The 12,305-nt window shown below is 72.9% G+C and carries 10 protein-coding genes, 1 pseudogene and 1 riboswitch; of the genes and pseudogenes, 6 read left to right on the plus strand and 5 right to left on the minus strand.

Going from position 1 to position 12,305, the window contains the following annotated elements; genetic code table 11:
- Window positions 1–13: 13 nt before the first annotated feature.
- From AB0B50_RS35575 to AB0B50_RS35590, 4 genes and pseudogenes are all read left to right on the plus strand, one after another.
- Window positions 14–703: pseudogene (locus AB0B50_RS35575) on the plus strand (ATP-binding cassette domain-containing protein); the annotation flags it as partial.
- 518 nt (window positions 704–1,221) lie between these two features.
- The gene (locus tag AB0B50_RS35580) at window positions 1,222–2,397 is read left to right on the plus strand and encodes a hypothetical protein (RefSeq protein WP_362339969.1); all 1,176 of its coding nucleotides are present in this window, start codon (window positions 1,222–1,224) and stop codon (window positions 2,395–2,397) included.
- Between the two features lie 154 nt (window positions 2,398–2,551).
- Window positions 2,552–2,956 (plus strand): VOC family protein, encoded by a 405-nt coding sequence (locus tag AB0B50_RS35585; protein WP_362339970.1) that lies wholly within the window; start codon window positions 2,552–2,554, stop codon window positions 2,954–2,956.
- A 38-nt stretch (window positions 2,957–2,994) separates the two neighbouring features.
- The gene (locus AB0B50_RS35590; protein ID WP_362339971.1) at window positions 2,995–4,143 is read left to right on the plus strand and encodes a Rossmann fold nucleotide-binding protein; all 1,149 of its coding nucleotides are present in this window, start codon (window positions 2,995–2,997) and stop codon (window positions 4,141–4,143) included.
- Between the two features lie 35 nt (window positions 4,144–4,178).
- Here AB0B50_RS35590 and AB0B50_RS35595 read toward each other — a convergent pair whose 3' ends face one another.
- The gene (locus AB0B50_RS35595) at window positions 4,179–5,306 is read right to left on the minus strand and encodes a glycosyltransferase family 4 protein (protein WP_362339972.1); all 1,128 of its coding nucleotides are present in this window, start codon (window positions 5,304–5,306) and stop codon (window positions 4,179–4,181) included.
- 142 nt (window positions 5,307–5,448) lie between these two features.
- Here AB0B50_RS35595 and AB0B50_RS35600 point away from each other — a divergent pair, with 142 nt between their 5' ends.
- Together AB0B50_RS35600 and AB0B50_RS35605 are read left to right on the plus strand one after the other, a co-directional pair.
- Window positions 5,449–6,648, plus strand: a complete 1,200-nt coding sequence (locus AB0B50_RS35600; RefSeq protein WP_362339973.1) for a histidine kinase — start codon at window positions 5,449–5,451, stop codon at window positions 6,646–6,648.
- A gap of 65 nt (window positions 6,649–6,713) precedes the next feature.
- On the plus strand, window positions 6,714–7,376 hold the full coding sequence (locus tag AB0B50_RS35605) for a response regulator transcription factor (protein ID WP_362339974.1): 663 nt from the start codon (window positions 6,714–6,716) through the stop codon (window positions 7,374–7,376).
- Between the two features lie 18 nt (window positions 7,377–7,394).
- Here AB0B50_RS35605 and AB0B50_RS35610 read toward each other — a convergent pair whose 3' ends face one another.
- The 4 genes from AB0B50_RS35610 to AB0B50_RS35625 form a co-directional block, all read right to left on the minus strand.
- Complete coding sequence (locus AB0B50_RS35610) at window positions 7,395–8,186, minus strand: maleylpyruvate isomerase family mycothiol-dependent enzyme (RefSeq protein WP_362339975.1); 792 nt, start codon at window positions 8,184–8,186, stop codon at window positions 7,395–7,397.
- A 101-nt stretch (window positions 8,187–8,287) separates the two neighbouring features.
- Complete coding sequence (locus AB0B50_RS35615) at window positions 8,288–9,340, minus strand: ABC transporter ATP-binding protein (RefSeq protein WP_362339976.1); 1,053 nt, start codon at window positions 9,338–9,340, stop codon at window positions 8,288–8,290.
- Window positions 9,340–10,959: an iron ABC transporter permease gene (locus AB0B50_RS35620; protein WP_362340086.1), complete on the minus strand. Its 1,620-nt coding sequence runs from the start codon at window positions 10,957–10,959 to the stop codon at window positions 9,340–9,342. Before AB0B50_RS35620 ends, AB0B50_RS35615 begins: the two co-directional genes overlap by 1 nt.
- Before the next feature lie 62 nt (window positions 10,960–11,021).
- Window positions 11,022–12,107 (minus strand): thiamine ABC transporter substrate-binding protein, encoded by a 1,086-nt coding sequence (locus AB0B50_RS35625; RefSeq protein ID WP_362339977.1) that lies wholly within the window; start codon window positions 12,105–12,107, stop codon window positions 11,022–11,024.
- 78 nt (window positions 12,108–12,185) lie between these two features.
- A riboswitch (TPP riboswitch) is annotated at window positions 12,186–12,302 on the minus strand.
- Window positions 12,303–12,305: the final 3 nt, after the last annotated feature.

The raw sequence follows: 12,305 nt of genomic DNA on the forward strand, positions 1-12,305 counted from the left end.
CGAGGTGTACGCCATGGTGGCCCCGCCGGACAACGACGTGCTGTGGGCACGCGCCCTGCACGTCAAACACAACGGCTCCCCCGCCCTCACCGGCGTCTCGCTCGGTGTCCGCGAGGGCGAGATCCTCGCCGTGAACGGCCCCCGCGGCTGCGGCAAGACGACGCTCCTGCAGTGCCTGTCGGGTCAACTCCTGCCCCAGCAGGGCGAGGTGTGGTTCAACAGCACGCCCGTCCACACGATGGGCCCGCTCGTGCGCGAGCGGCTCCGCCGCGACCGCTTCGGCTGGATCGACCCCGAGCCGCAGCTCGTCCCGGAACTCACCGCCTGGGAGAACGTCGCCCTGCCGCTGATGCTGCGTGGCGCCTCGCACCGCGTCTCCAAGCCCGCCGCCCAGGAGTGGCTGGAGCGGCTCGACATCGGCACCTGTGCCCGCAAGCGCCCGCACGCCCTCCTCCAGGCCGAGCGCCAGCGCGTCGCCATCGCCCGCGCCCTGGTCACCACGCCGTCCGTGCTCTTCGCCGACGAGCCCACCGCTCCCCTGCACCGCGCCGACCGCGCGCACGTGCTGCGCACCCTCACCACGGCGGCCCGCTCGCACGGCATCACGGTCGTCCTCGCCACGCACGACGCCGAGGTCGCCACCCTCGCCGACCGCACCGTCACCCTCCTCGACGGGCGCCGCGTGAACACGGTGCACCTGCCCGCGCCCGAGGACGGCACGGGAGGTGGCCCGGGAGCTCCGCTCCACGTAGGCGCCACCGGGAGACCGAACACGCCCGGGACGATCACCACCTCCGGCACCGCAGTCACCGGCGCCAGGGTCGGCTCCGGCGCCGCGAGGTCCACCGCCGCCAGGGTGGGCTCCGACGCCGGGCGGTCCAGTGCCGCCACGGTCGACTCCGGTGCCATGAGGTCCACCGCCGCCAGGGTCGGCTCCGACGCCGCGAGGTCCGTCGGCACGGTCGAATCCGACGCCGGGCGGTCCAGTGCCGCAGCCACCGGCGAGTCCAGTGCCGCAGCCACCGGCGCCACGGTCGACTCCGGTGCCGCACGGTCCGCCGAAGCCACGGTCAGCTCCAGTGCCGCACAGTCCGCCGAAGCCACGGGTGCCGGAGCCGTAGGTGCCGCGGCCGGATCCCGTAGCGGGCGGTCCGTCGGTGCCGGGGTCGGTGCCCGAGTGGCTCGTGCGCTCGGGGTCCCCTCCGCGGAAGGCCGGGCCGCGTGCTCGCTCTCCGTCTAGCCCGCGGGGCCCACCCGCTCGTCCAGCTGCGGCGGCTGCTCGTCGCCGCCGCGTCCGCCGGCACCGGCTTCCTCCTGCTGTGCACCCTTGCGTACGCGATGGAGCACCCCGGCGGCGGAGCCGTGCTGCGCCTGGCGTGGTGCGTCGCCCCGATCGCCGCCACCGTCTACTTCGCCGTCGCCGTGGCCCGCACCGACCCGGCGACACGACCGCGCCCGGGGCTCTCCGCGGTCGGCCTCGGCCCCGGCCGTCTGATGGTCCTCGCCGCGATCTCCACCGCAGTGGCCTGCACCCTCGGCTCGCTGCTCGCGCTGCTCTTCTTCCTGCATCTGCGGGGCGACCTGTCGGGCCTGCCCTTCGACGGGGCAGAGGCCGAACTGCTCGCCGCCGACCGGCCGTTGCCGCTCGCCGCCGCGCTGACCCTGCTCGCCCTCGTCCCGATCATCGCGTCGGTCGCGAGCGCCGTCGTGCTGCGGCCGCGGCCCGCCAAGGCCTCCGGCGCGGAGTCCGGCGCCGCGCCCGCCGGTGAACCGGACGCTCCCGCGCCGCCGCCCAGCGGACTCCCCTGGGGCGTCGCGCTGCTCGCCGCGGGCCTCGCCGTGGAGACGTACGCGAGCGGTTCCGGCGGAGGAACGCGTGGCGGCTTCCCCATGCCGGGCGGCGCCGACGGCAGCCCGGCGGGCGTCCTTGCGGGATGGGCGCTGACCGCGCTCGGCCTCGTGCTCGCGGGCCCCGGCCTCACCTACCTCTGCGGCAGGATCCTGCAGGCGGTGCGGCCCGGCGCCCTGCGGCTGCTCGCCGGGCGCGTCCTGCAGGAGGAGGCGCGCCGCATCGGCCGGCCGCTCGGCGTGCTGTGCGCGGTGGCGTCGGGCGCGTTCGCCTCCGTCGTGCTGTACGCGGGACCGCGCCCCGACGTCGGTCCGCTCACCACGCTCGGCGCGCTGCTCGTGGCGGGCTGCGCCGTGCTGACCCTGGCCACGGCCTCCGTCGAGGCCCGGCAGTCCCGCGCGCACACGACGGCCGCGCTGCTGCGGCTCGGGGCGCCCGCGACGATGCTGCGCGGCTCCGCGGCGCTCCGCACGGGTGCGCTGGCCGCCGTGTTCGGGCCGCTGACCTGGATCGTCGCGCAACTGGCGGCGCTGCCGCTGGGGCGTTGAGCGACACACGGAGAGCCCACGGCGAAACTCATGGAAAAAAAGTTCACGCCGAGCGATGAGTTCCGCGTCGAACGCGTGTCTAACCTCCCGTAAAGCACACGCACTCGCAGGGCACACGCCCTCACCCGCGCACGCACTCACCGGGAGAGACCTCATGTACCAGCAGATGATCTTCGTGAACCTGGCCGTGAACGACGTCGCCGCGTCGAAGAAGTTCTTCACCGAGGTCGGCTACACGCTCAACCCGCAGTTCTCGACCGACGACTGCGCGTGCGTCGTCATCAGCGACACCATCATCGCGATGATGCTGAGCAAGCAGCGGTACGCGGACTTCACGCAGAAGGAGATCGCGGACTCCACGAAGACCAGCGAGGCGCTGCTCTGTCTGAGCGCCGAGAGCCGCGAGAAGGTCGACGAGCTGGTCGACAAGGCGATCGCCGCGGGCGGCACGGCGGGCAAGGTCCAGGACTACGGCACCATGTACGGCCGTTCCTACGACGACCTGGACGGCCACACCTGGGAAATCATGTGGATGGACGAGTCCGAGGTGCAGGGCTGAGCGAGCCCTTCCGCGACACCGCTGCTTAGCATGGGCGGATGCAGCAGACCCCTGAACACGCATCCGCCCCACAACTCCCCGGCGAGGACCGTGAGATCGAGACCCTCGCCGAGTTCGACGAGGTCTCGGGACGCGGTGCCCTAGCGGGGTGCCGCGTCCAGGCCGTCGACCTCACGGGACGCACCGCGGCCCTCGTCGCGGCCGACGTGGCGGGCGCCGTCTTCCTCGGCTGCCCGATGGACGAGGACGCGGCGGCCAAGGTGCGGGCCTCGGGAGCGCTGGTCTTCCCGCCGGTCCCCGGTCTGCCGTTCAACCCCTACCGAGGTCTGCTGTACACCCCGGACGACCTGTTCGCGGGGCTCGCCGACGAGGGGTACGAAGCGACGCCGGACGCCCACGCGTACGACTGGTTCCAGCGGACCAAGGCCGACGGCGACGTCTTCTCCTCGATGCTGCGCGCCATCCACGACGACTCCATCTCCGACGCGCTCGACGAACTGCTCGCCGGGGCGCGGGTGGTGGGCGTCATGGGCGGCCACGCGATGGCCCGCGGCACGGACGCGTACGCGGGGGCGGCGCGGCTCGGCCGCGCGCTGGCCCGCGCGGGCTTCACGGTCGCGACGGGCGGCGGCCCCGGCGCGATGGAGGCGGCGAACCTCGGCGCGTACGCCGCCGTCTTCGCCGACGAGATGCTGGACGAGGCCCTCGAACTCCTCGCCAAGGCACCGTCGTTCACGCCGTCGGTCACCGAGTGGGCGAAGGCGGCCTTCGCGGTCCGTGAGCGCTGGCCCTCCGGCGGCCCCTCCGTGGGCATCCCCACCTGGTTCTACGGCCACGAGCCGCCGAACGCCTTCGCCTCGCACCTGGCCAAGTACTTCGCCAACGCCACCCGCGAGGACGGCCTCCTGGCACGCTCGAACGCGGGCGTCGTCTTCCTGCCGGGCGCGGCGGGCACGGTCCAGGAGGTCTTCGACAACGCCACCCCCAACTACTACGAGTCCCGCGGCGAACCCACCCCGATGGTCCTGGTCGACCGCACCCACTGGACGGACCATCTCCCGGTCTGGCCCCTGCTCAAGGCCCTGGCCCGCGACAGGCCGATGGAGGCGCGGATCGCCCTGGTGGACAACGTGGAGGAGGCCCCGGAGGCCTTGCGGAACCTCGGAGTGGGCACGCCCACGGACTGAGCCCGGTGCGGGCGGCGGCATGGCCGCCGCCCCGTTCACCTCCCCAACAACCCCGCCAGCACCTCGTACGACCGCCCCCAGTCCCACTCCTCCCGCACCCACGCCCGGCCCTTCTCGCCCATCCCCCGGGCGAGTTCGCGGTCCCGCAGCAGGCGTACGAGGCGGTCCGCGACGGCGGCCGGGGAGCGGCCGTCGACCACGTAGCCGGTCTCGCCGTCCCGTACCGCGTCCGGCGCGCCTCCCGAGTCGCCCGCCACCACCGGAAGCCCGGCCGCGGCCGCCTCCAGGAAGACGATGCCGAGCCCCTCCACCTCCATGCCTCCCCGCCGCGTACGGCACGGCATCGCGAAGGCGTCGCCGGCGGCGTAGAAGGACGGCATCGCACCGTGCGGGTGGCCGCCCGCGAAGACCACGTCGTCCGCCACCCCGTACTCGGCGGCGAGCCTGCGCAGCCGGGACTCGTCGGGCCCCGCGCCGACCAGCAGCAGCGTGGCGTCGGCGACCGCCCTGCGCACCATCGGCAGGGCCTCGATCAGGGTGTCCTGCCCCTTGCGCGGCACCAGACGGGCGGCGCACAGGATCACGGGCCTGCCGTCGCCGAGCCCGTACCGCTCCCGCACCGGCCACCCGTCGAGTCCGGGCCCGAACCCCTCCGCGTCGACACCGGGCACCAGGCGTTCGAACCGCACCCCGGGATCCATGGCCCACCGGACGGGATTGCGGGTGCTCTCCCCGAGGTACGTGACGCAGTCGGCCCCCGCCCCGATCCGCCGCAGCAACGCCCGCGCCCCCGGGGTTCGGGCCCACCACACCTCATGGCCGTGCGTGGTCGCGACGACCGTACGCACCGACGTCTCCCTCCGCAGCCGTCCCGCGAGCAGACCGAGCGGCGCCGCGGCCCCGAACCACACGCTGTCGCACCCGTACCGCCGGGCGAGCGCGACGGCCCGCTCCCCCGTGCGCCGCGTCGGCAGCAGGGTCCGCGCCCGGTCGCGTACGACGCGATGCGGGAACGCCCGGTCGTACGCCGCGTCCCCCGGCTCGGCCGAGGTGTACACAACGGCAGAGCCCGCCGGAAAGCGCCGCGTGAGCGTGTCCACGAAGGTCTCGATGCCGCCCTGCCGGGGCGGGAAGTCATTGGTGACCACCAGAGTGCGAGGCATGCTTCGACGCTAGGAATCCGCGGCGCGCACCGCGTCGCCCGAGGCTCCGCACCCCGAGGTCAACCCGTGGCATGACATCCGGCCCCGGCCTCCACCCTGGCGCCGACGCACCCGCCCCACCCGGCCCGGAAGAATCGGGGCCATGAGCGCGACCACCACCCTGCGACGACGCCTGCGCGACCTCGCCGCCACCCCGGCCTACCCGTGGATCACGGGCGCCGCCCTGACCGCGGGGGCGGCGGCCGAACTCGTGGCGTTCCCCGGTTCGGTGACCAACGCGACCGCGATCCTCGTCTCCACCGCGTCCTTGATGTGGCGCCGCGCCTTCCCGCCGGCCGCCGTGGTGACGGTGGCCGCCGGACTGCTGAGCTTCGGCGCCGACACATCGCTGTCCATCGCCGTGATGATCAGCGGCGTCATGGGCTGTTACGTACTCGGCCGCCACCGCGTCCTGCACCCGGCGCTGCTGGTGGCGGGCGGTGCGCTCGGCGCCGTGGCGACGAACCTGTGGCACATCCTGAGCTGGGCCCGCGACGACCGGCTCCCCGACGTGCCCGCCCTCGGCAACGCGGGATCGCTCGGCCTGTTCGCCGAGGCGTTCGGCCTGACCGCGGTGGTCCTCGGCGCCGTCAGCATGGGTGACGCGGTGCGCTCCCGGGAGGAGACGCGCCGCGAACGGGCCCTCGCCCAGGCCCAGTTGATCGCGATGGAGCGACGCCAGGCCGCCGAGGCCGAGCGCGCGGCCATCGCCCGCGAGCTGCACGACATCGTCTCGCACTCGGTGTCGATGATCGCGGTGCAGGCGGAGAGCGCGACGTACACGACACCGGGACTGCCCCCAGAGGCCCGCGACGGCTTCCAGCAGATCGCGGGGACGGCCCGCGACTCGATGGCCGAACTGCGCCGCCTGCTCGGCGTCCTGCGCACCCCGCAGCGCGACGAGGCCGCGGCGACCGCGCCGCAGCCCACCCTCGACCGCCTCGACGAACTCCTCGCCCAGCACCGCGCGGTGGGCGGCAGCGCGGAGCTGCGGATCACCGGCGAGCGGGTGCCGCTGGCCGCCGCGTGGGAGCTGTCGGCGTACCGCATCGTGCAGGAGTCCCTGACGAACGCCCGCAAACACGCGCCCGGTGCCAACGCCCTCGTCGAACTGGGCTACCGCGCCGACCGGTTGACACTCCGCGTCGCCGACGACGGCCCGGGGCCACCGCGGCCCGGCGGCGGCACGAGCGGCCACGGCCTGACCGGCATGCGCGAGCGCGCGGCCCTGGTCGGCGGCAGCCTCACCGCGGGCGCGGGCCGCGAGGGCGGCTTCGCGGTGGAGGCGGAACTCCCGTGGTGACGACGGCCCAGGACACCCCACGACGGAACCAGGGCACCCCACGACAGCACACGGACAGGACCGGCGTGATCAGAACCCTCGTCGCCGACGACCAGGCCGTCGTCCGCACCGGATTCGTGAACCTCCTGAACACCCAGGACGACATCGAGGTGGTCGCCGAGGCCGAGGACGGCGCCCAGGCCGTCCGGCTGGCCGCCGAGCACCGCCCCGACCTGGTGCTCCTCGACATCCGCATGCCGCACAAGAACGGCATCGACGCGGCCCGCGAGATCCTCGCCGCGTCCGACGGCGCGACCCGCGCGCTGATGCTGACGACATTCGGTCTCGACGAGTACGTGTACGACGCGCTGGCCGCCGGAGCCTCGGGGTTCCTGCTCAAGGACGCCACGTTCCCCGAACTCCTGCACGCCGTACGGGTCGTGGCGGCGGGCAACGCCCTGCTCTCGCCCGAGATCACCCAGCGCCTCGTCGCGGAGTTCGCGCGGCAGCGGGCCGCCGTGCCCCCGGCGCGCGACATCGAGGGCCTCACCGCCCGCGAGGCCGAGGTGCTCGTCCTCATCGCGCGGGGCCTCTCGAACGCGGAGATCGCCGACCGCCTCACGATCACCGACCACACCGTGAAGACGCACATCAACCGGCTCTTCACCAAGATGGAACTGCGCGACCGGGCGCAGGCGGTGATTCTCGCCTACGAACTGGGCCTGGTCAGACCCTCGGCCCCACGATAGGGACAGTCACGGTCACGGTCACCCGAACGACGCCCGCTCCAACCAGAAGTCGATCAACTCCCGCTCCCCCAGGACCTCCACGCGCCCACTGTCCAGCGGGGACCGCCGGTAGAAGGCGAGCAGTACATCCGTCAGCGGGCCGCGCAGCGCCACCGTGGCCTTCGCGTGCCCCCGCCGCCAGGTGAAGCCGTCCTCGCCGAACTCGATGAGCCACTCGGCGTTCAGGCCGGGTGCGGCATCGGTCGCGTGCAGATGGATGCTGCGCCCCGCGCCCTTGAGCTCACAGGCGTTGTCGTCCGGCTGGGTGCGCTGCACGAACGCCACGAGCTCCAGCCACTCGTCGATCGCGTCGGCGGCGACGTCCGGCGCGACCTCGTAGCCGACACCGGCGGCGACGGCCGCGTCCGCGCGGTGGATCGCCAGCTCGTGCGTCACGCGCCGCGCCCAGAATCCGGCGCTCCGGTCGTCGGACCACGACCACACCTTCGCGTCGGCGCCCGCCGTGCGGAACGTCCGCTCGGCGAGCAGGGCGGACCGCGCCAGCCAGGCGTCGAGCGCGGCCGGATCGTCGCCCTCGGGCCCCGCGGCCTCGGGGATGTCCTCCTCCGGGATGTCCTGCTCGGCGCGCGTCGCGACGAGACGCTCGATCCAGCGCACCGCACCGCCCATGTGCCGCACGAGCTGCGAAAGCGTCCAGTCCGGGCAGGTCGGCACGGTGACGGAGAGGTCGGCTCCGGCCAGCGTGGCCCTCAAGAGGTCGATCTGCGCGGTGACTTCGTCGCAGTAACGATCATGGCTCAGTGACGTCATGCCCGAACCCTAGATCGACCACCGACCGACGGCACCCGCGTTTCCCGGCGGGCACATCACCCGGAAACGTCCCCGGGCAAGGCCCTGCCCCCCCAGGCACCTCACCCGAGAACCACCACGTCCCCGGCGTCGAACCCGACCCCCACGGTCTCCCCGACCTCCGGCGCCTCGCGCAGCGCACACGCCGCCTCCAGGCGCGGCCCCTCCCGCGGCTGCAGATGCACGGCGACGTGCGTGCCGCGGAAGGTGCGCGCCGTCACCGCGCACGGCAGCCCCTCGTCGACGGGGACGAGCCGCACGCCGGCCGGACGCACCAGGATCTTGCGCCGCCCGGCCGGGGAACCCTCCGGCACGGGCACCTTGCCCCACGCCGTGTCCGCGACGGCGCCCGCCACCGTCGCCTCGACGACGTTGTCGAAGCCGAGGAACCGCGCGACGAACTCGTCCGCCGGGCGCTGCCAGACCTCAAGTGGCGTACCGGACTGGGCGATCCGCCCGTCCCGCATCACCACGACCCGGTCGGCGAGCGCGAAGGCCTCGCCCTGGTCGTGCGTGACGGCGAGCACGGTCGTGCCCAACTCGTCGAAGAGCTCACGCAGTTCGACCACGAGCCGCTCCCGCAGCGAGCGGTCGAGCTGCCCCAGCGGCTCGTCCAGCATCAGCAGGCGCGGCCGCGGAGCCAGCGCCCGCGCGAGCGCCACCCGCTGCTGCTCGCCGCCGGACAGCGAGGCCACCGCGCGCCGCTGCGCCTTCGGAAGCCCCACGAGCTCCAGCAACTCGGCGACACGGTCGGCCTGTTCGCCCCGCGAGGCGCCGCGCATGCGAAGGCCGAAGGCGACGTTGCCCGTCACGTCGCGCTGCGGGAAGAGCTGGTGATCCTGGAACATCAGGCCGACGCCCCGCTTGTGCGCGGGCACCCCGCGCTGATCGCGCCCGCCGAGCTGCACCTGGCCCGCGTCCAGGCCCTGCAGCCCGGCCACCACGCGCAGCAGCGTCGACTTGCCGCTGCCGCTCGGCCCGAGCACGCAGACGATCTCGTGCTCGGTGACGTCGAGGTCGACGGCGTCCAGCGCGGCCCGCCCCCCGAACCGCACCGTCGCGCCGCGAAGGCTCAGCAAGGCGTTCGCCGAGGTGTTCGCCGAGGAGGTCGCCATCAGAACTCCCCCGTGGTGCGGTCGGTCCGGATGCGTTCCAGGAGCAGCAGGGACACCGCGCACACCACCATGAGAATCGTCGAAAGGGCCATCGCCTGCCCGTAGTTGAGGTCACCGGCCCGCCCGAGCAGCCGCGCTACAGCGACCGGCAGCGTCGGGTTGTCGGGCCGCGCGATGAAGACCGTCGCCCCGAACTCGCCGAGCGACACGGCGAAGGCGAACCCCGCGGCGATGAGCAGCGCCCGCCGCACCATCGGCAGATCGACCTCCCGCCAGGCCCGCAGCGGCGAGGCCCCGAGCACGGCCGCCGCCTCCCGCAGCCGTCCGTCCACCGCGCGCAGGACGGGCAGCATGGTGCGTACGACGAAGGGCACGCCGACGAGCGCCTGGGCGAGCGGCACCAGGATCCAGGAGGACCGCAGATCCAGCGGGGGCTTGTCCAGCGTGATCAGGAACCCGAAGCCGACCGTCACCGCGGAGACTCCGAGCGGCAGCATGAGCAGCGCGTCGAAGCCACGTACGAGCCGGCCCGCGCGCCGGGTGAGCGCGGCGGCCGCAAGCCCCCCGATGACGACCGCGATGGCCGTGGCCACGACCGCGTACTGCAGGGAGTTCCAGACCGCCTCGATCGGCGGCACGAGGAAGGCACCGCCGTCCGCCGAGGTCAGCTCCTTGTAGTACGCGAATCCGAAGCCGTCCGACCCGGCGGCGCCTTCGAAGGATCGCCGGATCAGCACGCCGAGCGGCAGCAGGATCAGCACGGCGACGGTCGCGACGACCAGGCCGAGCAGCGTCCACTGCCCCGCCCCGCGCGGCCGCCGCGCCACGCTCGACGCGTCGACCAGCTTCAGCGCGCTCTCGCGCCGTCGCACCGTCCACGCGTGCACGGCAAGAATCAGCCCCACGGCCACGAACTGCACGATGGTCAGGACGGCCGCCGTCGGCAGGTCGAGCAGCTGCGCGGTCTGCCGGTAGATCTCCACTTCGAGCGTCGAGTACGCGGGTCCGCCGAGGATCTGGACGACGCCGAAGGAGGTGAAGGTGAAGAGGAAGACCATGAGCGCGGCGGCGGCCACCGCCGGGCCGAGCGCGGGCAGCGTCACCGTCCGCCAGGCCGTCCAGCGCGAGGCGCCGAGCATCCGCGCGGCCTCCTCCTGCCGCGGATCGAGCTGCGACCAGAGCCCGCCCACGGTCCGCACGACGACCGCGTAATTGAAGAAGACGTGCGCGAGCAGGATCGCCCACACGGTGGTGTCCAGGCGCACGCCCCACGCCTCGTCGAGCAGCCCGCCCCGCCCGAGCAGCGCGAGGAAGGCGGTCCCGACGACGACCGTCGGCAGCACGAACGGCACGGTGACGACGGCCCGCAGCACCTGCTTGCCGGGGAAGTCGAAGCGCGCGAAGACATACGCGCCGGGGAGCGCGATCAGCAGCGTGAGCGCGGTCGACGCGAGCGCCTGCCAGGTGGTGAACCACAGCACGTGCCGGATGTCGGACTGCCCGAGCACGTCCGTGATCCGCCCGAACTGCCAGACGCCGTCGACGTGCAGACCGCGCGCGACGATCGCCGTCACCGGGTAGGCGAAGAAGAGCGCGAAGAACGCGACGGGCACGACCATCAGGCCGAGCCGAGCCGCGCTCCCGCGCGAACGCCCCTTCACGGAGCGCCCCTTCACTTCGGTCACTTCAGTACGAGCGAGGTCCACGACTTGATCCACGGCTCACGGTTGTCGGCGATCTTCTTCGGGTCCAGGGTCTCGGGCTTGTCGACCGTCACGCCGTGCTCCGTGAACAGCTCGGGCAGCTTCGTGCCTTCGCGCACCGGGTTCACGAACATGTTCAGCGGCATGTCCTCCTGGAACTCCTTGCCCGCGAGGAAGTCGAGGAGCGCCTTGCCGCCCTTCTCGTTCTTGGCGTTGCTGAGCAGACCCGCGTACTCGACCTGGCGGAAGCAGGTGCCGGTCGCGACGCCGGTCGGCGCCTCCTTGGGCTGCGGCTTCGCGTAGAGGACCTCGACGGGCGGCGAGGAGGCGTACGAGACGACGAGCGGCCGGTCGCCCTTGGCCTTCTTGCCACCTGCGGACCCGGAGAACTCCTCGTTGTAGGCCTGCTCCCAGCCGTCGACGACCTTGACGCCGTTGTCCTTGAGCTTCTTCCAGTAGCTCTCCCAGCCCTTGTCGCCGTACTTGGCGGCGGTACCGAGCAGGAAGCCGAGACCGGGCGACGAGGTCGACGCGTTCTCGGTGACCAGCAGGTCCTTGTACTGCGGCTCGACGAGATCCTCGAAGGACTTCGGCGGCGCCAGCTTCTTGTCGGCGAAGTACTTCTTGTCGTAGTTGACGCAGATGTCACCGCTGTCGACGGGCGTGACCCGGTGCTTGTCCTGGTCCACCCGGAACCCAGGCTTGATCTTGTCCGAGCCCTTGGCCTCGTACGACTGGAAGAGCCCGTTGTCGAGCGCGCGCGAGAGCAGGGTGTTGTCGACGCCGAAGAAGACGTCGCCCTGCGGATTGTCCTTCGACAGGATCGCCTTGTTGACAGCGGCGCCCGCGTCGCCGTCCTTGAGGACCTTGACCTTGTAGCCGGACCGCCTCTCGAAGTCCTTCAGTACGTCCTTGGAGACGTTGAAGGAGTCGTGGCTGACGAGGGTGACGCTCTTGGAGTCGGTCGTCCCCGACCCGCCGTCGGAGCTGCCGCACGCGGAGACGGCGACAAGACCGATGCCCACCGCGACCGCGGTGAACGTGACCTTCTTGGTGGTGCTCACGGAAACTTCCTCCTGGGTGACCAGGAGAAGACGCGGCCCTGCGCGCGGACCGAGCGGTCCGCGCGCAGGGCGCAACAGCTTGAGTAATGACCGAACTTCCTACCCAGAATGACCTGGGCGAGGTTCAGAGGGTCTGCGGCCCACCTGTCCAAGGTGCCGCACTCTCAGCGCTGTGGCGCTCCCCTGTCGGAATATGCA

Source organism: Streptomyces sp. NPDC041068, assembly GCF_040647455.1.
GTDB lineage: Bacteria > Actinomycetota > Actinomycetes > Streptomycetales > Streptomycetaceae > Streptomyces.